Annotated in this window: 21 protein-coding genes; 13 read left to right on the forward strand and 8 right to left on the reverse strand. The window is 36.5% G+C overall.

All coding sequences use genetic code 11. From position 1 onward, the window contains the following. Positions 1-27 precede the first annotated feature (27 nt). From B5440_RS08510 to rlmH, 3 genes are all read right to left on the reverse strand, one after another. Positions 28-1,821, reverse strand: coding sequence for a DEAD/DEAH box helicase (locus B5440_RS08510; RefSeq protein WP_070053085.1), 1,794 nt, complete (start codon positions 1,819-1,821; stop codon positions 28-30). A gap of 63 nt (positions 1,822-1,884) precedes the next feature. Next, positions 1,885-2,457 carry a non-canonical purine NTP diphosphatase gene (locus B5440_RS08515; RefSeq protein ID WP_070053084.1) on the reverse strand — a complete coding sequence of 191 codons (573 nt, stop codon included), beginning with the start codon at positions 2,455-2,457 and terminating at the stop codon, positions 1,885-1,887. A 10-nt stretch (positions 2,458-2,467) separates the two neighbouring features. Further along, positions 2,468-2,941, reverse strand: coding sequence for a 23S rRNA (pseudouridine(1915)-N(3))-methyltransferase RlmH (gene rlmH, locus B5440_RS08520; RefSeq protein WP_070053083.1), 474 nt, complete (start codon positions 2,939-2,941; stop codon positions 2,468-2,470). Positions 2,942-2,992: 51 nt separating this feature from the next. On the opposite strand from rlmH, the gene nadC reads away from it, so the two are divergent. The 7 genes from nadC (at position 2,993) to B5440_RS08555 (ending at position 9,016) form a co-directional block, all read left to right on the forward strand. Beyond that, a complete protein-coding gene (gene nadC / locus B5440_RS08525) occupies positions 2,993-3,850 on the forward strand; it encodes a carboxylating nicotinate-nucleotide diphosphorylase (RefSeq protein WP_070053082.1) in 858 nt (285 codons plus the stop codon). Between the two features lie 3 nt (positions 3,851-3,853). Continuing rightward, entirely contained in the window at positions 3,854-4,774 is a 921-nt protein-coding gene (locus B5440_RS08530) for a YihY/virulence factor BrkB family protein (RefSeq protein ID WP_070053080.1), read from the forward strand. A gap of 26 nt (positions 4,775-4,800) precedes the next feature. Next, positions 4,801-5,364, forward strand: coding sequence for a chalcone isomerase family protein (locus B5440_RS08535; protein WP_070053078.1), 564 nt, complete (start codon positions 4,801-4,803; stop codon positions 5,362-5,364). An 11-nt stretch (positions 5,365-5,375) separates the two neighbouring features. Continuing rightward, on the forward strand, positions 5,376-5,813 hold the full coding sequence (locus B5440_RS08540; RefSeq protein WP_070053077.1) for a DUF2147 domain-containing protein: 438 nt from the start codon (positions 5,376-5,378) through the stop codon (positions 5,811-5,813). A gap of 138 nt (positions 5,814-5,951) precedes the next feature. Next, positions 5,952-8,405, forward strand: a complete 2,454-nt coding sequence (gene priA, locus B5440_RS08545; RefSeq protein WP_070053075.1) for a replication restart helicase PriA — start codon at positions 5,952-5,954, stop codon at positions 8,403-8,405. A gap of 85 nt (positions 8,406-8,490) precedes the next feature. Then, on the forward strand, positions 8,491-8,730 hold the full coding sequence (locus B5440_RS08550) for a ribbon-helix-helix domain-containing protein (protein ID WP_070053073.1): 240 nt from the start codon (positions 8,491-8,493) through the stop codon (positions 8,728-8,730). Beyond that, the gene (locus B5440_RS08555; protein ID WP_070053071.1) at positions 8,723-9,016 is read left to right on the forward strand and encodes a type II toxin-antitoxin system RelE/ParE family toxin; all 294 of its coding nucleotides are present in this window, start codon (positions 8,723-8,725) and stop codon (positions 9,014-9,016) included. Before B5440_RS08550 ends, B5440_RS08555 begins: the two co-directional genes overlap by 8 nt. A 24-nt stretch (positions 9,017-9,040) precedes the next feature. Here the strand turns inward: B5440_RS08555 and B5440_RS08560 are convergent, their stop codons facing one another. Next, positions 9,041-9,754: a LytR/AlgR family response regulator transcription factor gene (locus tag B5440_RS08560; RefSeq protein WP_070053069.1), complete on the reverse strand. Its 714-nt coding sequence runs from the start codon at positions 9,752-9,754 to the stop codon at positions 9,041-9,043. 257 nt (positions 9,755-10,011) lie between these two features. Between B5440_RS08560 and rpsF the strand changes: the two genes are divergently transcribed. The 4 genes from rpsF (at position 10,012) to B5440_RS08580 (ending at position 11,877) form a co-directional block, all read left to right on the forward strand. Then, the gene (gene rpsF, locus B5440_RS08565; protein ID WP_070053068.1) at positions 10,012-10,353 is read left to right on the forward strand and encodes a 30S ribosomal protein S6; all 342 of its coding nucleotides are present in this window, start codon (positions 10,012-10,014) and stop codon (positions 10,351-10,353) included. A 2-nt stretch (positions 10,354-10,355) separates the two neighbouring features. Continuing rightward, positions 10,356-10,655 (forward strand): 30S ribosomal protein S18, encoded by a 300-nt coding sequence (rpsR, locus tag B5440_RS08570; RefSeq protein ID WP_037314517.1) that lies wholly within the window; start codon positions 10,356-10,358, stop codon positions 10,653-10,655. Between the two features lie 12 nt (positions 10,656-10,667). Beyond that, positions 10,668-11,117 (forward strand): 50S ribosomal protein L9, encoded by a 450-nt coding sequence (rplI, locus tag B5440_RS08575; RefSeq protein WP_070053067.1) that lies wholly within the window; start codon positions 10,668-10,670, stop codon positions 11,115-11,117. Positions 11,118-11,400: 283 nt separating this feature from the next. Beyond that, entirely contained in the window at positions 11,401-11,877 is a 477-nt protein-coding gene (locus tag B5440_RS08580) for a DUF6495 family protein (RefSeq protein ID WP_070053065.1), read from the forward strand. 235 nt (positions 11,878-12,112) lie between these two features. Here B5440_RS08580 and B5440_RS08585 read toward each other — a convergent pair whose 3' ends face one another. Then, a complete protein-coding gene (locus B5440_RS08585) occupies positions 12,113-13,360 on the reverse strand; it encodes an ABC transporter permease (RefSeq protein WP_070053063.1) in 1,248 nt (415 codons plus the stop codon). A 169-nt stretch (positions 13,361-13,529) separates the two neighbouring features. On the opposite strand from B5440_RS08585, the gene hisS reads away from it, so the two are divergent. After that, a complete protein-coding gene (gene hisS, locus B5440_RS08590) occupies positions 13,530-14,900 on the forward strand; it encodes a histidine--tRNA ligase (protein WP_070053062.1) in 1,371 nt (456 codons plus the stop codon). A gap of 194 nt (positions 14,901-15,094) precedes the next feature. On the opposite strand, the gene B5440_RS08595 is transcribed toward hisS, so the two are convergent. From B5440_RS08595 to B5440_RS08605, 3 genes are all read right to left on the reverse strand, one after another. After that, positions 15,095-16,051 (reverse strand): aldo/keto reductase, encoded by a 957-nt coding sequence (locus B5440_RS08595; protein WP_070053060.1) that lies wholly within the window; start codon positions 16,049-16,051, stop codon positions 15,095-15,097. Positions 16,052-16,189: 138 nt separating this feature from the next. After that, a complete protein-coding gene (locus tag B5440_RS08600) occupies positions 16,190-16,384 on the reverse strand; it encodes a hypothetical protein (RefSeq protein ID WP_070053058.1) in 195 nt (64 codons plus the stop codon). A gap of 266 nt (positions 16,385-16,650) precedes the next feature. Then, positions 16,651-17,313 carry a haloacid dehalogenase type II gene (locus B5440_RS08605; protein ID WP_070053056.1) on the reverse strand — a complete coding sequence of 221 codons (663 nt, stop codon included), beginning with the start codon at positions 17,311-17,313 and terminating at the stop codon, positions 16,651-16,653. A 569-nt stretch (positions 17,314-17,882) separates the two neighbouring features. Between B5440_RS08605 and B5440_RS08610 the strand changes: the two genes are divergently transcribed. Beyond that, positions 17,883-22,208: malectin domain-containing carbohydrate-binding protein (locus B5440_RS08610; RefSeq protein ID WP_200805508.1), on the forward strand; the 4,326-nt coding region annotated here is incomplete at its 3' end.

Consider the following 22,208-nt stretch of genomic DNA (forward strand, 5'->3'; position numbering starts at 1 on the left):
TTTAAAATTTAGGCGCCAGATGTAATTTTAATTTTTGTTGCGTCTTCTTTTAATAGAGCTCTCAATGTTTTTGCTTCGGTTCCCGGATTTTTTTCCTTTTCCAGAACCGTCTTTAAAATCGTCTGAGCGTCTGCGACCACCACCTTTAAAGTCAGGTTTTTTGCCGCCTTTGTTGAACTTTCCGCCTTTTCGGCCTCCGCCGCCACCGCCGCCGCGTTTTCCACGTCCGCCGGTATCGGTAGTTTCTTCAACATTAATAAATCTACCCTGGTGTTTAAAGTCCTTGAAAGTACTTAGAACAGTTTCGGTATTTTTAGTATCGGTATTAAAGAAAGAGAAGCTGTCCTTAACGTCAACTTTATAAACATCGTCACGTCCAAGATCTAAAGTAGCCTTAAGGAAGTCTTTTAGACTCATCCAGTCAAAATCATCTTTAGCGCCAACATTTATAAAGTAACGCGTAGAATCTCCAGACCCACCTCCGTCTGCAGGAGCTGAGGGAGAACTTAAGCCTTCAGAATTTTTATAATAATTGAAGAAACGAGTAAATTCTACAGAAAAGAACTTTTTAATAAGCTCTTCTTTGGTAAAATCTTGTAAAACTTCGTTGATGCTTGGTAAATAAGCATCTATCTCGTGATTAATCTTGGTTTCCTTTATATCATTTGCTAAGTGAAACAGCTGTACCCGGCAAATTTCCATCCCGTCTGGAATATCTTTTTGCTCAAATTTTTGCTGAATTATGCGCTCGATACTTTTTATTTTACGCATTTCACTTTTGGTAACAATTACCATAGAAACTCCACTCTTTCCTGCACGACCGGTACGGCCACTTCGGTGAGTATAAGTTTCAATTTCATCGGGTAGCTGGTAGTTGATTACGTGTGTAATATCATCTACATCAATTCCACGTGCAGCAACATCTGTTGCCACTAACATTTGAATTTGCTTGCTTCTAAAGCTTTTCATCACCAAATCTCTTTGGTTCTGGCTTAGATCCCCATGCAAAGCTGCGGCGCTATAACCATCTTCAATAAGCTTTTCAGCTACTTTTTGAGTATCTCTTTTTGTTCGGCAAAAAATTACCGAAAAGATATCTGGATTGGCATCTGCCAGTCTTTTTAAAGCTTCGTAACGTTGTCTCGAATTAATAAGATAATATTCGTGAGAAACATTAGAAGTTCCCTGGTTTTTAGATCCTACAGTAATTTCTATAGGGGTACGCATAAATTTCTTGGCGATGGTTGCAACTTCTTTAGGCATAGTTGCAGAAAATAACCAGGTATGCTTTTCTTTTGGAGTATGAGAAAGAATTGCCTTAATGTCTTCGAAGAAGCCCATATTTAGCATCTCATCTGCTTCATCTAAAACACAATATTCTATTTTAGAAATATCTACCAGGTTACGATTAATCATATCCTGCATACGTCCCGGAGTAGCTACAATAATTTGTGCTCCTCGTTCAATTTGTCTTGCCTGGTCTGTAATACTGGCGCCACCATAAATAGCAACAGGATTAAGACCTTTTTCGAATTTTGAGTAATTCTTTAATTCATTGGTAATTTGCAGGCAAAGTTCACGTGTTGGTGAAAGAATCAATGCCTGGGTATGTTTTTTACTTACGTTTATTTTTTGGATAAGCGGGAATCCAAAAGCAGCTGTCTTTCCTGTACCGGTTTGGGCTAATGCCACCATATCGGTATCTTCATTTAGTAAAACAGGAATCGCTTTTTCCTGTATTTCACTTGGGTCTGTAAAACCCATATCTTCGACTGCTTTAAGAATAGAAGGGTTTAAACCTAATTGTTCAAATTTGTTCATATAAAAAATTAAATAAGCGGCAAAGGTACGGCTTAGATAGCAATATATGCCTATCTACTTCTTTTATTTTGAAAGATAGGTGATTAGCTCCTTAAAGGCTATTCCGCGATGGCTAATTCCAGATTTTTCGCTCAAGCTCATTTCAGCAAATGTCTTTTTATAACCTTGTGGAACAAATATTGGATCATAACCAAATCCCTGATCGCCACGTTTTTCTTTTATAATTTTTCCTTTGCAAATTCCTGTAAAAAGATTTTGCTTGTCATTCAAATTTAAAGCGATGGCCGTTTTAAACTGTGCATTTCTATTTTCTTTGCCCTCTAAATTCTTTAATAATTTAGTGACATTAGAATTATCATTTTTCTCGTCGCCGGCATAGCGAGCAGATAAAACTCCCGGCTCACCATTTAAGGCCTCTACTTCTAAACCGGTGTCATCGGCGAAACAATCATAACCGTAGCGATGTCTAACGTGCTCGGCTTTTAAAATAGCATTACCCTCTATAGTATCTGCAGTTTCCGGAATTTCCTCATCACAACCAATATCATCTAGTGATAAAAGTTTGATGTAATGCGGCAAAAGCGCCTTTATTTCAATTAGTTTGTTCTTATTGTGAGTGGCGAATACAAGTTCCATAGCTTATGTTTTATCGGTGGTGGTAGGGTTCGTTTTTTAAGATTGTAAAAGCGCGGTAAAGCTGCTCGGTAAAGAAAAGCCTCACCATTTGGTGAGAGAAAGTCATTTGTGAGAGTGCCACTTTAGAATCGGCTCTTTGGTAAACTGCTTCCGAAAATCCGTAAGGACCTCCAATTACAAAAATAAGTTGCTTAAGCCCACTGTTTAATCGTTTTTGAATGTATGCTGAAAATTTTTCTGAAGAAAACTCTTTTCCGTTTTCATCTAAAAGTACCAGGAAATCTGAATTCTGAACTTTAGCAAGGATCAATTCGCCTTCTTTTTCTTTTTGCTGATTTTCATCCAGGCTTTTTGTCTTTTTAAGGTCTGGAATAATATCAATTTCAAATTTATTGTAAAACTGAAGCCGATTTTTATAGACCTCAATAAGTTGTTTTAGCTCCCGGTTATCGGTCTTTCCTATACAGAGTAATTTTATTGTCATTCGGTAGATTTTACGCAGACTTTGCTACATTTACAAAAATAAGTATTGCAAATGATCTCAAAAGAACAATTTGAAAAAGAAATAGATCTTATTATAGAAAACGCCATTCGAGAGGATGTTGGGAGTGGTGACCATAGTTCGCTCGCTTGTATTCCTGCTGAAGCGAAAGGGAAAGCTAAGCTCCTGGTAAAGGATAAAGGCATTTTAGCCGGTGTGGATTTTGCCTTACAGGTTTTTGAATATGTAGATCCAAATTTAAAAATTGACGGTTTAATTAAAGATGGGAAAGCAATAGAAAGAGGAGACATCGCTTTTTATGTTGAAGGTAGTTCTCAATCTATATTAAAAGCTGAGAGGTTGGTATTGAATGCAATGCAAAGAATGAGCGCCATTGCCACCAAAACCAACATTTTTGTTCGAAAATTAGAAGGTACTAATACCAAAATTTTAGATACCAGGAAAACCACACCCGGGATTAGAGCTTTAGAGAAATGGGCGGTAAAAATTGGAGGAGGAGAGAACCATAGATTCGCTTTATATGATATGGTTATGCTTAAAGACAATCATATAGATTTTGCCGGCGGAATTACTAAAGCTATTAATAAAACCAAAGATTACCTTAAAGCCAACCAACTTGATCTTAAAATTATTGTTGAGGCGAGAAATTTAAAGGAAATTGAGGAAATTCTGGAAAGTGAAGGTGTTTATCGTATTTTAATAGATAACTTTAATTATGAAGATACCCGGCAGGCGGTAAAACTTATTAACGGTAAATGCTTAACTGAATCTAGCGGAGGAATCACCCTGGATACCGCTAGGAAATATGCAGAATGTGGTGTAGATTATATTTCCAGTGGGGCTTTAACGCACTCGGTTTATAATTTAGATCTCAGTCTAAAAGCAATATAATGTATGGCGCCCAAAAAAGCCCTTCTATCTAAAATAGAGCAATTTTCAAATTGGTGGGAAAATAAAACCAAAGAAATAATTTTGCCCGGCTTTGATGGTTTATCGCTTTACGATCTTTGGGAAATTTATTCCGGCGGAATTATAAAAGGAACCTTCTCTACCAGGGCGAGTGCTATCGCATTTAGTTTTTTTATGGCGCTGTTTCCTTTTTTGCTGTTTATGCTGAACTTAATTCCATACATTAATTTTATAGACGATTTTCAGCTGCAATTCCTGGTCTTTATGGATTCCTTGCTGCCGCCAAACACCTCAGATTTTTTTAATGATATTTTTCTGGATATTGCTAATACACCTCGTGGGGGGTTGCTTTCGTTAGCATTTATTGTTTCTATTTTTTTAATGACCAATGGAATAAACGCCATTTTTACCGGTTTTGAATTCTCTTACCATACCAATGCAAACAGGTCTATTGTAAGGCAGTATCTGGTGGCCGTTGGGGTTTCACTTATAATGGCCTTACTATTATTACTTACCGTGATTCTGGCGGTTTATCTAACCTACGCGGTAAATGATTTTAATGAGCTGGGAATAGGATTCAGTAAGCTTAGTGCGGCCTTTGTAAAATATTTGGTGTTTATTTTGCTTATTTATACAGCAGTGGCCACCTTATATTATTTTGGGACTAAAGAAGCTCGGCAGGCCCGTTTCTTCTCGGTGGGAGCTTTTTTTACAACCTTGTTAATTGTGATCTTCACTTATTTATTTGGTTTGTATATTGAAAATTTTTCTACCTATAATGAGCTGTATGGCTCGATTGGTGCATTATTAATATTAATGGTGTATATCTGGTTAAATTCTAATATATTGCTCCTGGGATTTGAATTAAATGCATCTTTAATAAAAATGAAGAAAAAAATTAAATAACTTAACAACCTAAAACCACATTAAAAATGAAAAAATTATTAGTCCTTTTTGTTGCCGTTTTTGGCTTAAACTTAACTTCAGCACAAACCGAAATAGGTGGTGCCACATTACCATATACTTTAGAATATGGTTCTGAAAAACTTACACTTAATGGAGCCGGAGTAAGAGAGAAATTCTGGATGGATATGTATGCCGGCGGACTTTACCTCAAAAACAAATCGGGAGATGCTACAGAAATAATGAATAAGGATGAAGCCATGGCACTCAAATTGCACATAGTTTCAAAGATGATTACCAGTGAACGTATGATGGATGCGGTAAATGAAGGTTTCGAAAATGCAACCGGTGGAAATACAGCACCAATTTCGGCAGAGATCAAGAAATTTATCAGCTTTTTTGAAGATGAAATCAATAAAGGAGATATTTTTGACCTTGTTTACCTGCCAGAAAGAGGTTCGGTAATCTATAAAAATGGAAAAGAAAGTGGTGCTATCCAGGGAATGGAGTTTAAAAAAGCTTTATTTGGAATATGGCTTTCTGATGAACCAGCAGATGATGACCTTAAAGAGGGAATGCTGGGTAAACAATAAAATTTTAAATAATGAAAATTAAATTTAACTTACTAAACCTATTAATTTTTGGATCTATCCTGATATCTTCAGGACTGCAGGCCCAGGTAGTTTTTGGGAAATGGAAAGTAGTTAATGAAGCCGGTCGTGTAAATTCTATTGTAGAAATTTATGAAAAGGATAACGCTGTTCACGGTAAAGTAATAAGAATTACCAAAGAAGAACACCGTGATCGTAAATGTACTGAATGCCCGGGGAAACTTAAAAATCAGCCTATAGAAGGACTAAACGTTATTCGAGATTTTAAAAAAGAAGGTGACGAATATGTAGATGGTACTTTAATTGACCCAAAATCTGGAAAAGAATATAAAGGGAAAATTTGGGTAGATCAGGAACACCCCAATAAGCTTAACGTTCGCGGATATATCGCTTTTTTCTATAAGACTAAAGTTTGGGAACGCGCCGAATAAATTTTCTGAGAAATTAAATAGTTTAAAAAACCATTCTTTTTTAAGGATGGTTTTTATTTTTGAATAAACTTACTTTATTGGGTAAGTTTTAATATGCGAATATTGCAGCAAAATATTTAGAAATTTTCAACTTTAAATATGCCCTATTTTATAGATGTTATTTTACCATTACCGCTGCAAAAGCGTTTTACTTACGCTATATCTGAAGCAGAGGCTAATTTTTTAGAAGAGGGCATGCGGGTGGCTGTACCATTTGGTAAGTCTAAAGTTTATACTGCAATTACGGCTGCAATTCATCAAAATCCACCACAGGTTTACGAAGCAAAACCTATAAATCAGATTTTAGATAAAAACCCTTTAGTAACAAAGCATCAATTAAAATTTTGGGCCTGGATAGCGTCCTATTATATGTGTGCTGAAGGAGACGTGCTAAAGGCAGCACTGCCCGGTGCCTTTTTATTGGAAAGCGAAAGTATTGTTGAGCTTGCCAAAGGTGCAAATGTGGAAGAGGTGGAATTAGAAGATGAAGAATACCTGGTGATAGAAGCTTTACAGCGGCAATCTTCGGTAAAAATCCAGGAGGTCATGAAAATTCTGGATAAAAAAACCGTGCTACCTTTTATTAATGCACTGGTGCAAAAGGGATTGGTAGTGCTTAACCAGGAGATATATGAGCAATATAAGCCGAAGAAAATACGCTTTGTTAGATTAAACCCTGAGTATGACAATGAAGCCGAAATGCATCAACTTCTTGATGAGTTAGAAAAGGCACCAAAACAAAAAGAAGCTCTATTAAGTTTTTTCAGCATAAAGGCGCAGCATAAGAAACCTTTAAAAGTAAAAGATCTAAGCGATAAATCGGGGGTTTCTGCGGCAATCATTAAAAGTCTTATCAAAAAGGAAATTCTAGAGGAATTTTACGAAAAGACCGATAGGGTTACTTTCTCAGGAGAATCTTCTCAAACGGAAATTCAGTTGAGTGAAATTCAGCATAAAGCTTTTTCAGAAATAGAAGCCGGTTTAAAGGAACAGGATGTTTGTTTATTTCACGGAATTACTTCTTCAGGAAAAACCGAGATTTATATAAAACTGATAGAAAAGGTTATTGAAAACGGCCAGCAGGCACTTTATGTTTTACCGGAAATCGCATTAACCACCCAGTTAATTGAACGTTTACGAGCTTATTTTGGTGATAAAGTTTTGGTTTATCATAGTAAATATTCGGTAAACGAAAGGGTAGAGGTGTACCGGCATATTTTAGAAGATTCAGAAAAAGCTCGAATAGTAATAGGTGCACGTTCCTCAATATTTCTGCCTTTTGCTAATTTAGGCCTGGTAGTGGTAGATGAGGAGCATGAAACTTCTTTTAAACAATTTGATCCTGCACCGCGCTATCACGCCCGAGATGCTGCGGTAGTTCTGGCGAATTTATTCAAAACTAAAACCATCTTAGGTTCGGCCACTCCTTCATTAGAATCTTATTTTAATGCCAAGCATCATAAATATGCTTTTGTAGAATTAAACCGAAGATATGGCGATGTTTTAGAGCCCGAAATTGAAATTGTAGATATAAAAACTAAATACAAGAAGAAAGAGATGAAAGGGCATTTTTCTAATAAAATGCTCGCTGAAATTAGAGATACGCTGGATGTGGGAGAACAGGTGATCTTATTTCAAAACCGCAGAGGGTTTTCTCCAGTTTTGGAATGTAATACTTGCGGGCATTCTCCACAATGCCCTAATTGTGATGTAAGTTTAACTTTTCATAGTCATAACAACCAGTTGCGTTGTCATTATTGTGGTTATCATATCGCCATGCAAAAAAAATGTATGGCTTGTGACAGTCCGGAAATTACTACAAAAGGTTTTGGAACCGAACAAATTGAAACCGAGTTAAAGGCTATTTTTCCTGATTATAAAACTGCAAGAATGGATCAGGATACTACTCGCGGAAAATATGCTTACGAAAAATTGATCACTTCATTCGAACAACAGGAAATAGATATTTTAATCGGTACCCAGATGCTTACTAAAGGGCTTGATTTTAGAAAAGTAAATCTGGTAGGAATAATGAATGCCGATAATTTATTGAATTTCCCCGATTTTAGAGCTCACGAACGCAGTTTTCAATTGATGCTCCAGGTTGCAGGTAGGGCAGGGAGAACAAAGAAACGAGGAAAAGTTTTGATTCAAAGCTACAATCCGCATCACCAGATCATTCAACAGGTTTCTATGGGAGATTATGCCGGGATGTATAAAGATCAGTTAGAAGAACGCTATAATTATAAGTATCCGCCATTCTATAGATTGATTAGAATTACATTAAAATGCCGGGATTATTCTAAAACCAATGATGGTGCCGACTGGTTAGCAGCCGGAATGAAAAACGTTTTTAAAGAAAATGTGTTGGGGCCTGAATTTCCTCCTGTTGCCCGTATTAGAAATGAATATTATAAGAATATTCTGCTTAAAATTCCGCAGCAACAATCATTAGGAAAGACAAAAAAAATACTTCAACGTATTATGGAAAGCTTTAAAGCTATTGGAGCTTTTAGAAGTATAAAGGTGGTGATTAATGTAGATCCTATTTAGCTTTAAAGTCTTTAGCTAATAAATTTGACAAAAAAGCTTGAAACAGATGTGATTTTGGTGTAAATTTGCATCAAAATTATTAATTATGGCAAGGCAGAGTATTTCCCTTACAGAACCCAATGATGAATGGTTAAAAGACCAGGTTGAAAATAAAGAATATTCCAGTAAGAGTGAATTAGTGAACGACTTAATTAGGCAGGCTAGAAAACAACAGGTGCAAATTAATTGGATAAGTGCTAAATTGGAAAATGCTGAAAACAGAGGCTTTTCTAATGATACCAAAGAACAAATATTAGCTCAGTCAAAGTCTCTACTAAATGGCTAAATATAAGCTAAGTGAGGTAGCAAAGGGAGATTTGATAAGAATTCACCAATACGGAGTTAAAAAATTTGGAATGGCACAGGCCGATAAATATTTTGAATCGTTTTTTGAATATTTTAAAATTATTGCCCAAGAACCATATTCTTTTGAAGCTGTAGATTATATAAAAGAAGGCTATAGACGCTGCGTTTGTGGTTCAGATAGTATTTATTACAGAATAAATGATGAAGAGAAAACCATAGAAATTATGGCTATTATTGGTAGACAGGATTTGCAGAATATTCTCTAATTGCTTAAAAAATATTTTGAAAAATTACTGAATAGCACTTAAAGCTTCAACCAGGTTAGTTTTCTTATGGCGACTAAGTGGTAACTTTTGTTTATCGATCTCAATATTCTTAGAATTGTAGCGCTCAATCTTATCTAGATTTACAATATAGGATTTATGCGTTCTAAGAAACTTATCATTAGGTAATTGCTCTTCAAAAGACTTCATTGTAGCAAGTACAACAAAGTTTTCTTTTTCAGTTACAAATTTCACATAATCACCCAGAGCCTGTATGTACTTTAATTTATTTAGGAAAACCTTTCGATTTTTGAGATTACTTTTCACAAAAATATAGTCTTCATCTTCCGGTGCTGCGGCAATTTGATGTTTTAACTTGTAGAGATTTATTGCTTTACCAACCGCGTTATTAAAGCGTTCTTTTGTTACCGGCTTATGAATATAATCTACCGCATCATAATCAAAAGCTTTAAAAGCATATTGTGTTTTCCCGGTTACAAAGATAATTTGTGGCTTATTTGGAAGATCGTCTAAAAGTTCAAAACCTGTTAGAACAGGCATTTCAATATCCAGAAAGATTAAATCGATCTCATTATCGAGGAGCCCATTTTTTGTCTCAATAGCATTATTATACTCTGCAACAAGCTTTAGGTTCGCATGGTCTCTAATTAACTTGACGATAGATAATCGTTGTAAGCTAGAATCGTCAACAACAATACATTTGAGTAAAATTTCTTCCACGGTAGTTAGGTTAAGTAATAACAATATTAAACATAAAATATCATAATTACAAGATAAACTTTACATTCGTCGGATAAATTTGAACTTTATCCTCAACTAATTATTTGAGTTTTATATATTTTGTTACTAATGTCGAAATTTTTGATCTGCAGGGCAAAATACTTATTAATATGTAGAAAAGTTCCTTCACTTTTATGCTTTGAAAATAGAAATAATTGAGCTACTTTTGCACTCAATTTAATTTAAAGTAAATTTTTATGAACACTTATGAAACTGTTTTCATCTTGAATCCCGTTTTATCTGATGAGCAGATAAAGGAGACAGTTCAGAAATACGAAGAATTTCTTGTTTCTAAAGGGGCCGAGATGGTATCGAAAGAAGATTGGGGGCTTAGAAAATTAGCCTACCCAGTTCAACACAAAAAGAGCGGGTTTTACCACCTGTTTGAATTCAAAGCTCCAGGAGAGGCTATAGAGCCGTTGGAACTTGCTTTTAGAAGAGACGAGCGTATGATGCGTTACCTAACTGTGAAGTTAGACAAACATGCTATCGACTGGGCTGAAAAAAGAAGAAATAGAAGACAACAAGAAAAAGCGTAAGTATGGCTACATCTATTGAACAACAAGCAAAAGGAAAAAAAGACGGAGAGATCAGGTATCTTACTCCTCTTAATATAGAGACCAGTAAAACGAAGAAGTATTGTCGTTTTAAAAGGTCTGGAATTAAGTATGTCGATTATAAGGATCCAGATTGGTTAATGAGTTTCGTAAACGAGCAGGGTAAATTATTGCCTCGCCGTCTAACCGGAACTTCTTTAAAGTACCAAAGAAAAGTGGCTGTTGCTGTAAAAAGAGCGCGTCACCTTGCGTTAATGCCATATGTTGGTGATTTATTAAAATAAAAAGAGGCAATTATGGAATTGATACTTAGACAAGACGTAGATAATTTAGGTTTTAAAGATGATGTTGTAAACGTAAAAAACGGTTATGGCAGAAACTATCTTATTCCTCAGGGATATGCACATCTTGCAACTCCTTCGGCTAAAAAAGTTTTAGCTGAAACCCTGAAGCAAAGAGCCTATAAAGAACAGAAACATATCGATGAAGCTAAGAAGCAGGCAGAAAAACTTAATAACGTAGAGATTAAGTTAACTGCTAAAGCTGGTGCTGGAGACAAATTATTTGGATCTATCACTAATGGTGATTTAGCTGAAGCTTTCGCAAGAGAAGGTATCCAAATCGATAAGAAATTTATTAGCATCGCAGGTGGTAACATCAAGAGATTAGGACAGTACGAAGCGACTTTACGTTTTCACCGTGAAGTAGTGACTACTTACAACTTTGATGTAGTATCTGAAGCTTAATTTATTCTTTTATAAAGTTAAAAGCCCGCTCCAGTAGTGGGCTTTTCTTATTTTAGCGAGACCCTGATTTATTAATAGCAAAGCTATGCAATAAATTAGTAGGTCGAACTAATCCCGACACAGGTCGGGATCATTATTTTCGTCAAGCTGAACTGGTTTCAGACTTTACCCCGAATTTACTTCGGGATTCTAACAAGATAGATCCTGAAATATTCCGAAGCTTCGGAACAGGATGACGATTTTAAATATTGCAATTCGAAAGTTATTTTAATTTTTATTGAAAATGAAATATTCCAGATTAACCAAAGAACAGTTTGAAGAAATGAAGCAGGAATTTATTAATTTCCTGGCTTCACAATCTATTACTGCTGATGAATGGGAGAAAATAAAAAAAGAGCAACCAAAAGCGGCAGAGCAGGAGCTTGACGTTTTTAGTGATCTTATTTGGGAAGGAGTTCTAAATAAAGTGGAATACCTGGAACATTTTTCTGCCAATCAAATTTACCTTTTTCATATAACCGAAGTCACGATTCATCTTATTGCCATTAAAATTGAGCACGAAGGCATAGATCTAACTACAAGAAAAGGTTACAGCTGGTTGCAAACTAATTTGCTAGACGAATCTGTAAATATTTATACCTCTTCTAAAGCTCTAAGTGAGGATAGAAATAAGGATATTTTTGCGCTTATAAAGCAAGGGGCAAATATTACTAAAGGAGATCTTTATCGCTATTTTGATAATATGGTTGAGAGTAAATAACCCTAAAATATCTCATTGAGAATTCTTTGAAGTAAACTTTTAAACAATCTCGTTTAGTTTTTTACTTCTGTGCTGTAGCTGTACTTATAATCAGCGCAAAAAATAGTGGTTTTACTGTATACAGCATAGTTATCCTACTGTAATAATATCTTTCAGAATAAAATAGTATTAATAGCTTCCTATTTATGCTTTCAAGGAGGTTAAGCTATTGTAAAAGGCCTAATTTCACTACTCACTACTCATACCTAAGCGATTCTATAGGATCTTGTTTGGCTGCTTTAGCTGCCGGGTAACTTCCAGCGAGAATAGCTACTAAAATAGTAATCGCGGTAGCCCAGAGAATAGCAACCCATGGTGTGGTGAAATCAAAATCGACAGCGGCAGAAACGGCTATTCCAATTAATATTCCAAGAATAATTCCTAAAAGACCACCTAATTGGCCAATAATAAGGGTTTCCATAAAGAATTGGGTAGCAATAGTTTTTCGTTTTGCTCCCAGGGCTTTTCGCACCCCTATTTCACGTGTTCTTTCGGTTACGCTAACTAGCATAATATTCATTAAAGCTATAGAGGAACCAAAAATAGTAATGATAGAAATAATCCAGGCCGCGTAATTTAAATAACTGGTAATGGAGAAAATTCGGTTAATTAGATCATCACTGCGTTCCAGTCCAAAATTATTCTCTTCTATAGGATTGAGTTTTCTAATATTTCTGAAGGTTAATATTGCCTCATCTTGCGCGCCTTCCAATAACTCTTTATCATCTACTTTTACACTTACGTTGTAATTAATTTGCGGCTGTGTAAACATAGAGCGTGCTACCTGTATTGGCATTAAAACCCGTAGATCCTGATTGTTTCCAAAAGTAGAGCCTTTAGATTCCAGGATTCCAATAACCCTAAATTTTCCACCTCTAATACCAATAATCTTATCTATAGGGTCGGCACCTTTAAAAAGTCCTTCGGGTTTAGCGAAATCAGATCCCAGTATAACCACATTATTGTTATTCTGAATATCGAAAATATTGAACTCACGACCTTTCTCTACGTTTAAACCAGAATTCTCAAGAAAATTTTCGTTAACACCCAACACCCTTACTTCAGGATCGGTTTTTTCGTTGATATATTTTACTTCAGCACCAGAAGTTCCTGTGAAAGAAACTGCGGTTTGCGCCTGCGGATACTGATAATTATCTTCAAATTTCTTTACTTCTCGATAACTTATAATAGGATTTATCTTTTCAACTTCACCGCCGCCCTGGCGTTGTGAATTGAACTCATAGCGTTGAATATTAAAGGTATTTGCTCCCATAGAGGCAAAATCACTACTAATGGTGTTTTCTAAGGCGGTCACCGCACTCAAAATTCCAACCAGTGCAGTGATTCCAATAGCGATAATCAAAACGGTAAGTATGGTTCTAAGTAACTGACTTTTAATAGAATTAAAAGCAATGCTTATGTTTTCTCTAAATAACCCTAACATAAAAAGTTTTTTCAGTGCTATCTAGTTAGACATCATTCGTGGAAGAATGTTACTTAAAATCTGAAATTTGTTTGGGTTCATTTAAAATTTAAGATATTTGCAGCACTGTTTCAGTCGCTTTGTGGCGCTAATTTTAAACTAAAAATGGTATTTATACCCTAAAGATTTTATGGCACAAAAACCTTCTATCCCAAAAGGAACTCGAGATTTTAACCCGGCCGAAGTCGCTAAAAGAAATTTTATTTTCGACCGAATTAAAACTGAATTTAAAAAATTTGGTTTTCAACCTATCGAGACGCCAAGTTTTGAGAATTCTGATACCCTCATGGGTAAATATGGGGAAGAAGGAGATCGATTGATTTTTAAAATTCTGAATTCTGGAGATTTTCTTAAAAAAGTAGATAACGAAGCTTACGAAAATAGAGATAGCTTAAAGATTACTTCCTCTATTAGTGAAAAAGCCTTGCGATACGATCTTACGGTGCCTTTTGCCCGATACGTGGTGCAACATCAAAATGAAATAGATTTTCCGTTTAAGCGCTACCAAATTCAACCGGTTTGGAGAGCTGATAGACCACAGAAAGGACGTTTCAGAGAATTTTTTCAGTGTGATGCAGATGTAGTTGGAAGTAAAAGCCTATGGCAGGAAGTAGAATTCGTGCAGTTATATGATGTAGTTTTTTCAGCTTTAAAATTAGAAGGTGTTACTATTAAAATTAATAACCGAAAAGTACTTTCTGGCTTCGCCGAAGTTATTGGCGAAAAAGATAAACTTATTGATTTTACAGTAGCTCTGGATAAACTGGATAAGATAGGGGAAGAGGGAGTTAAAAAAGAGATGCTGGAAAAAGGAATTTCTGAAAATGCTATTGAGAAAATTCAGCCAATTTTTAGTTTAAAAGGATCTTTTACTGAAAAAATTGCCGGAATTAAAGAAATTCTATCTTCGTCTGAAACTGGAAAGGAAGGAATTAAAGAATTGGAATTTATTGAAAAAGCTATCGTAGAAATGCCATTAAAAACTGCTAAGCTGGATCTTGATGTTACTCTGGCTCGTGGACTTAATTATTATACAGGCGCTATTTTTGAAGTTTCGGCCCCTGAAAATGTGAAAATGGGCTCAATAGGCGGTGGCGGTAGATACGATGACTTAACCGGGATTTTCGGTTTAAAAGATATGAGCGGCGTGGGAATTTCTTTCGGTTTAGATCGTATTTATTTGGTTTTAGAAGAACTCGATCTTTTTCCTACAGCAGTTACTCAAAATACCAAGGCACTTTTTATCAATTTTGGTGATAAAGAAGCACTTTACGCGCTAAAAGCAGTAAATAAATTGAGAAGCGAAAGTGTTATTGCTGAATTATTTCCAGATGCAGCCAAAATGAAAAAGCAGATGAATTATGCCAACAAGCGCGAAATTCCATTTGTAATTCTTGCTGGAGAGGAAGAGATGGAAGCCGAAAAATTTACTCTGAAAAATATGAAAACCGGCGAACAGCAAAAACTTGATTTTGCTGACTTAGTAAATGTTCTTGGTTAAATTTTAATTAGCATAGATAATTTGTCATTACAAGGAATAATTCGATTTTAGGAGAATTATAATGTGGCAAGATTTTTATGGATAAAACTGTATGAGATTGCTTCAGCCACCCAAAATGCGGCTTCGCAATGACGGTGTAAATTGTTTTTCTGCCATTGCAAAGTTTTAGCTGAAGCAATCTCTTGGCATTTTACCTATTCAGTTTCACTGGCTTTATTCAAAATCTCCATATCTTCTTTTGAAAGCGAAACTTCAGTGGCCTCGGTAAACGATTTAAGGTGAGAAGATTTAGTAGCGCTGGCAATTGGCGCACTCACCCCGGGTCTTTTCATTAGCCAGGCAAGAGCAACCCCGGCCTGCGAAATATTATGCTTTTCAGAAATTTGATCCAGGCTTTTTAAAACTCTTTCACCTCGCTGGTTTAAAAATTTATCGGTGAACATTTTGCGTTCTTTCCCTTCAAAATCTTCTTTTTTACGATATTTTCCGGTAAGGAATCCACTGGCGAGAGAGAAATAAGGAATTACACCTAAATTATTTTCAGAACAAATTTTTTCAATTTTTCCTTCAAATTTGTCTCGCACCATTAAATTATATTCCGGTTGAAAAACTTCATAACCCGGTAAATCTTTTTCAGCAGCAACAGTTAGGGATTTTTGTAATCTTTCTGCAGAAAAATTTGAAGCTCCAATATGCTTTATTTCGCCACGGGACATAAATTTATGATACGCTTCCAATGCTTCTTCTACCGGAGTTTCCTCATCATCAAAATGTGTAAAATAAAGATCTATATAATCGGTTTGAAGCCTTAGAAGAGAATCCTGTACCGTGCCGGTAAGATAATCTCTAGAATTATTCTTTGGTCCTCCCGGCTGTAAGCTAGAGCCACCTTTGGTGATAAGCGTGATCTTATCTCTTAACTTACGCTCTTTCATCCATTTTCCAATAATTCTTTCTGAAGTTCCATGAGATACACCATCTGCCCAGCGGGAATAAACATCGGCAGTATCTATAGTATTAAAGCCCCGCTCAAAAAGCTCGTCTAACATCTTGAACGATTCTTTTTCATTTAATGTCCAGCCAAAAACATTCCCACCAAAGATAATTGGCGCCGATTTTAAGCCTGATTTTCCTAATTCAACTGTTTTCATTTTAGCATTTTTACTAAAATTAATGATCACAATTAAGAAAGACGAATTCTATTTATGGTTTTGGACAGATTTAACGTTGTGAAGAAATTGAAGGAACGACAAGAGTAATAAAGATAAAGTCGGTGATTAGTAGCTCATTTATTCTTCCGTAGCACTACTTTTTCCTCTCCATATCACAAAAATAGCGGCGATTGCTCCAAGGCCTAACACAATAGGGAATATTTTGGGAGGTGCATCTAGGGTGTTTTCCAGCTCAAAAGTAAAGGAGCCAATCAGGATAAAACTTCCTAATAAGACGCCCAGGGTCATTAATATCTTTCCTACTATTTTCATGCGCTTCAATCTTCAAAATCCGATTGTAAAGGTTATCAAGCCTTTTTTTAATCAGATTATCGTTTTAGTAATCAGTTAAATAGGAATTTCCAAGTTAAATTATAAGAACTAGCGCGAGGTTAATTTTAAGTAAATTAATCGTTAAGTATTTCTTTCTTTAATGCTTGTAAAAAGAAAGAATATATTACCAGGAATTTAGAAAAATGATGAGCTACTCGGTTGGTTTTGTTAGAACTTTTGATTGTGAAATCCCACGGTTTTATTTTTTAGTTCAAATTTTCAGAAATCTCATCAATACCGGAAACTATCATGTCTGGTTTTTTAGCTAAATGATAAAAGCTTTTTCCTGGTCTTTCAATAAAACAGGTTTTAAGATTTGCCCGTTTTGCGCCAAGAATATCCCAGGCGTGAGCCGCGACCATTAAAGCGTTTTTGGCTTTAATTTCGTATTGATCCAGAATATATTGATAGCTGTTTGGATGTGGCTTGTATTGTTTAATTTCTTCAACACTATGGATTCCATCAAAGAAAGAGTCTATTTCGGCAAATTGCAGTTGATATTTTAGTACATCAGGTTTACCGTTGCTAAAAGCGATAAGCTTATAACCAGAGTTTTTTAATTGTTCCAATCCGGGTTTTACATCTGGGTAGGGTGGAAGTTTTGTGATTTCAGAGAGTATATTCTTTATTTCTGAATTAGTAAAAGATTTATCAAATTTCCCCGCTATCATTTTAAAAGTCGCAGCAGCTATTTCAGTAAAATTCCTGTAGTTTCCCGATGTAGTTTCAACCAGAGAGTAATGTAGTAATTTTGGAAACCATACTTCAAAACCCATCTCATTTTCTAGGGCTGCATTTATTTCCTCCTTTAAAGGAAATAGGTTTAAGAGGGTTTCATTTACATCAAAGATTAAGATTTCTGGCTTCATAAAGAATAGATTTTGAGGAGGAAAGATAAGTTTTTCTTTAGATAAAAAACATAAAAAAATCCCTTCTGAAAAGAAGGGGTTTCTAGTAGTGTGACCGAGATTGTAACTCGAGATGAATCTGACGCTTTAACCAACTGAGCTTATTTGTGCTGCAAAAAATATCGGTTGGTTTAAAAAGTTTCGATAGAAAAGATAGCTTCACCGAAATTGAGGTTTATCTCTTGTGAACCTAAATCTGGTAGGATTTAAAATATTTTTTGAACTTTTAAATTTTATATTAAATTTTTCACTAAATTTAATAGTGTAAAATCTCCCCAATACTTTCCCTAATTTGTTTTACTGTCCCCAAACTTTGTACTCAATTGTTGATTGATACATCGTAATAATTATTATCCCCAAGCAATTTACTTTCTAGTGTTATATGTTAAATAATAGTCTGAAGATGAATTTATTGTAAATGAAAAGAACTGGAATTGGGTGTTCTAAAGCATTTCTCTGCCCCTTGATAGTGAGCATCTAGCTTTGATTTAATTATTTACTGAAATTTATTTTTTGTAAAAAATATTGGGATGAAAAAGAATTATTTTTTAGGGGGATGTAATATTATTTTATCGACAATAATATGCGCGTTTATTTTCAGTGCAAATTTATACGGACAAAGTTTTTCCCAGAGCAATTTAAATTTTAATGGTAAGGGATCAATCTCCAATGGTACTTCATTGATGTTTGGACCAGACGGGCGCTTATACGTAGCTGAATATACAGGAGCTATAAAAATTTTTACTATTGAGCGTACATCAGTAACTGATTATAAAGTACTTGCAAGTGAAGTTCTTTCAGATATAGCATCTATTCAAGACCACAATGATGACGGTAGTCTCTACAGTACAACTTTAAGAGAAACAACAGGACTTACAGTTGGCGGTACTGCGACTAATCCTGTGATATACGTAGCTTCCAGTGATTTCAGGATTGGTGGAGGCGGAGGCGGAGGAAGCGGAGATACTAACCTGGATACTAATTCGGGTATAATTACCCGTTTCAGCTGGAATGGAAGTTCATGGGATGTAGTAGATATTGTTCGCGGCCTTCCCCGTTCAGAAGAGAATCATGCGACTAACGGTATGGAACTGGCCACTATAAATGGAGTGAACTACCTGATTGTAGCTCAGGGTGGGCATACCAATGCCGGTGCACCTTCAATAAATTTTGCATATACCACAGAATATGCCTTATCTGCTGCGATATTATCGGTTAACCTCGATATGATAAATAGTTTACCGATTAAAACCGATAATGGTAGAAAGTATATCTATGATCTTCCTACCCTGGATGATCCAACTCGCCCGAATAAAAACGGTATTACCAATCCTGATATTTTAGGATATGATGGGGTGGATATCAACGATCCATTTGGCGGTAACGATGGACTGAATCAGGCTAAAATTGTACCGGGAGGGCCAGTACAAATTTTTTCTCCCGGGTTTAGGAATTGTTATGATTTAGTGTTGACAGAGGCTGGAGCTGTATATGTTACGGAAAACGGATCAAATGGAGGTTGGGGAGGATTTCCGGTAAATGAGGGAGGAGGTAATGCTACCAATGATTATGATCCAAACGAACCTGGTAGTACAGTTTCTTCAGGCGGAGAGAAAGTAAATAATTTGGATCATTTGCAATTAATTACTCCCAATATCCAAAATTATTCATTTGGTTCTTTTTATGGCGGGCATCCAACTCCTGTTAGAGCGAATCCATTTGGAGCAGGTCTTTATACCAATCCTTCCAAAAATGGCACTACCGGCGCCATTTTTAGAACTAAAAAATATCATCCTGCAAAGAATACCGGAGATTTTACTAATGATCCAAATATTGGACTTCCCGCCGATTGGCCACCTGTTGCTGTTGCGAATCCTGTTGAAGGAGACTGGAGAGGCCCGGGGATACCCAACCCTGATGGGCCGGTAGATGATATCATTACTACGTGGGGAACCAATACCAATGGGATAGATGAATATACGGCCAGTAATTTTAATGGTGCAATGAAAGGTAATCTTATAGCTGGAGTGAATACCGGAGTATTAAGAAGAGTGGAACTAAAACCAGACGGAAGCCTGAGTAAACTAACTCCTTCTTTTGTATCGGGATTAGGCGGAGATGCTTTAGGGGTAACATGTAATAGCGATAACGATATATATCCGGGAACGATTTGGGTAGTTACCTTAAACGGGAAACTAATAGTGCTGGAGCCCCAGGATTTTGGAGAATGCAAATTACCGGGAGATCCTGGTTATGATGCGAATGCCGACTATGATTTTGATGGTTATACCAATCAGGATGAAGAAGATAATGGCACAGATCCTTGTAACGGAGGTTCACAGCCAAACGATTTTGATAAGTCTAACAATGGACCCAATGTTTCTGATTTAAATGATCTGGATGATGATGCAGATGGAATACTGGATGAAAATGACCCATTTCAACTGGGAAATCCACACGAATCTGGAAGTGATGCATTTTTACTTCCTGTAATCAATGAGCTTTTTTCAAGTAATACAGAATTAGGAGGCTATAAAGGCCTTGGGTTAACAGGGATAATGAACAATGGAACTCCTAATCCTAATTGGTTGAATTGGCTGGATAGGCGTGATGATCCAAATGATCCCAATGAAAATGATATTCTTGGAGGAGCAATAGGAGCCATGACCATGCAGATGACCTCTGGAACCGCATTCGGTTCTAGTAATAGTCAGGAAAAAGGTTTTCAATACGGCATTCAGGTTAATTCGAACTCAGGGATATTTACAGTAGAAGGTGGGATCGCTAATTTTAATGGTCCTGTACAATTATATGGTTCTAATTCTCCTTCTAATGGAGAACTCGGATTTTTTATAGGTGATGGAACTCAGAGTAATTATATTAAATTCGTTATTACACCCTCTGGTTTAATAGCTCTTCAAGAAGTAAACGATGTTCCTCAGACGCCTACAAACATAAACATTCCTGTTTTAGAGCGGCCAGATAGTAGTGTATCGTTTTATTTTGTGGTAAACCCCTCCAATGGTGAGGTAGTTTTAAAATATTCATTTGATGCGGGTGTTCAGGTGACAGCGGGAAGTATTACGGCTAAGGGACCAATTTTGCAGTCTTTACAAAATGCTGAAAATGATTTAGCTGTAGGGATGATAGGTACTTCTAATACGATAGGAGTAGAGCTGGAAGGAACCTGGGACTTTCTAAATGTGACTTCCAATGGTCCTACAATAGCTTCAGAGCTTCCGGATATTGAGCGAACAATTGGTGTGGTAACAGAGAATATTAGTCTTTTATCTTATTTTGATGATAACCAGGGTGTTGAGAATCTTACCTATAGCGTTTCAGGCAACACCAACGCTGCCATTGGAGCTACAATATCCGGCAGCACACTTACTATTAGCTATCCTGATTCACCGGCGATTTCAGCTATTACGATTCGTGCTACCGATGCTGATGCGAATTTTATAGAGCAGAGTTTTAGGGTAAGTGCTGCGATCGACGGAAAATTAAATTGGGAGCAAGATACCAAAGCTAATAAATCGGTATACTTAACTCAGGCAGGAAACAATAACACTTATGCAGGAGGAATGACGAGCTATAATAACGAGGTAGATCAAGCTACCACTCCGGTAAGTATTTACAATACCGAGCGTTATGATAGCGGTGCCGGGGCTCCCAATATGACTTATGCTTTTCCCGTGGACAAAGCAGGTACGTATGAGGTGCGTTTGTATATGGGGAATAGTTATTCCGGAACCTCTGCTATTGGAAAACGAATATTTGATATTTCGATCGAAGGAGTAGTAAATCCTTCCCTGGATGATATAGATCTCTCGGGTAAGTTTGGTCATCAAGTTGGAGGGGTGATTGTAAAAGAAGTTGAAGTCACAGACGGTTTGTTGGAGATCGCTTTTATCCATGGAGCAATTGAAAACCCTTTGATCAACGGCATAGAGATCCTGGAAGTGGCCTCGGGAGTTCCTAATACTCCAATTAATGTATCAGCAATTGAAGACCAGGTGAATTTTGAGGGAGATGTTTTAGATGGTAGCCTGGTAGTTTCTGCTAGTGGGGGTGATGGTAATTTAACCTATAGCATAAGCGGAGCTCCTTCAGGAGTAGTCATAGAACCTACCAATGGACAAATAGGTGGAACGATCAGTTCCGGTACAGCTGTAAACAGTCCTTATACCGTTACGGTAACAGTAGATGATAGCGACGCTGAAACCAGTGATGCGGTAACGCTTAGTTTTAACTGGGAGATTAAATCTGGTACTCCTATTGAGGTAGCTGCGATTGAAGACCAAATAAATTTCGAGGGAGATGCTTTAGATGGTAGCCTGGTAGTTTCTGCTAGTGGTGGTGACGGTAATCTAACCTATAGCATAAGCGGCGCTCCTGCAGGAGTGACTATAGAATCTACCAATGGACAAATAGGGGGTACGATCAGTTCCGGTACAGCTGTAAACAGTCCTTATACCGTTACAGTAACAGTAGATGATAGCGATGCTGAAACTAGTGATGCGGTAGCGCTTAGTTTTAACTGGGAGATCAAATCTGGTAGTCCCACGATCGCTTCAGAACTTCCAGATATAGAACGAACAATCGGTGTGGTAACAGAGAATATTAGTCTTTTATCTTATTTTGATGATAACCAGGGTGTTGAGAATCTTACCTATAGCGTTTCAGGCAACACCAACGCTGCCATTGGAGCTACAATATCCGGCAGCACACTTACTATTAGCTATCCTGATTCGCCTGCGGTTTCAGCTATTACGATTCGTGCTACCGATGCTGATGCGAATTTTATAGAGCAGAGTTTTAGCGTAAGTTTAGTAGAGGCACAGGTTGCCGATGAA

The organism is Salegentibacter salarius (assembly GCF_900168265.1).
In the GTDB taxonomy this organism is placed as follows: Bacteria; Bacteroidota; Bacteroidia; order Flavobacteriales; family Flavobacteriaceae; genus Salegentibacter; species Salegentibacter salarius.

Coding starts and splice junctions, on each gene's coding strand:
- priA (WP_070053075.1), top strand. CDS start 5,952: ATGCCCTATTTTATAGATGTTATTTTACCATTACCGCTGCAAAAGCGT.
- B5440_RS08605 (WP_070053056.1), bottom strand. CDS start 17,313: ATGAAGCCAGAAATCTTAATCTTTGATGTAAATGAAACCCTCTTAAAC.
- B5440_RS08595 (WP_070053060.1), bottom strand. CDS start 16,051: ATGAAAACAGTTGAATTAGGAAAATCAGGCTTAAAATCGGCGCCAATT.
- B5440_RS08555 (WP_070053071.1), top strand. CDS start 8,723: ATGGCTAAATATAAGCTAAGTGAGGTAGCAAAGGGAGATTTGATAAGA.
- B5440_RS08550 (WP_070053073.1), top strand. CDS start 8,491: ATGGCAAGGCAGAGTATTTCCCTTACAGAACCCAATGATGAATGGTTA.
- rplI (WP_070053067.1), top strand. CDS start 10,668: ATGGAATTGATACTTAGACAAGACGTAGATAATTTAGGTTTTAAAGAT.
- B5440_RS08535 (WP_070053078.1), top strand. CDS start 4,801: ATGAAAAAATTATTAGTCCTTTTTGTTGCCGTTTTTGGCTTAAACTTA.
- nadC (WP_070053082.1), top strand. CDS start 2,993: ATGATCTCAAAAGAACAATTTGAAAAAGAAATAGATCTTATTATAGAA.
- rpsR (WP_037314517.1), top strand. CDS start 10,356: ATGGCTACATCTATTGAACAACAAGCAAAAGGAAAAAAAGACGGAGAG.
- B5440_RS08515 (WP_070053084.1), bottom strand. CDS start 2,457: ATGGAACTTGTATTCGCCACTCACAATAAGAACAAACTAATTGAAATA.
- B5440_RS08540 (WP_070053077.1), top strand. CDS start 5,376: ATGAAAATTAAATTTAACTTACTAAACCTATTAATTTTTGGATCTATC.
- rlmH (WP_070053083.1), bottom strand. CDS start 2,941: ATGACAATAAAATTACTCTGTATAGGAAAGACCGATAACCGGGAGCTA.
- B5440_RS08510 (WP_070053085.1), bottom strand. CDS start 1,821: ATGAACAAATTTGAACAATTAGGTTTAAACCCTTCTATTCTTAAAGCA.
- B5440_RS08530 (WP_070053080.1), top strand. CDS start 3,854: ATGGCGCCCAAAAAAGCCCTTCTATCTAAAATAGAGCAATTTTCAAAT.
- rpsF (WP_070053068.1), top strand. CDS start 10,012: ATGAACACTTATGAAACTGTTTTCATCTTGAATCCCGTTTTATCTGAT.
- B5440_RS08585 (WP_070053063.1), bottom strand. CDS start 13,360: ATGTTAGGGTTATTTAGAGAAAACATAAGCATTGCTTTTAATTCTATT.
- B5440_RS08580 (WP_070053065.1), top strand. CDS start 11,401: ATGAAATATTCCAGATTAACCAAAGAACAGTTTGAAGAAATGAAGCAG.
- B5440_RS08600 (WP_070053058.1), bottom strand. CDS start 16,384: ATGAAAATAGTAGGAAAGATATTAATGACCCTGGGCGTCTTATTAGGA.
- hisS (WP_070053062.1), top strand. CDS start 13,530: ATGGCACAAAAACCTTCTATCCCAAAAGGAACTCGAGATTTTAACCCG.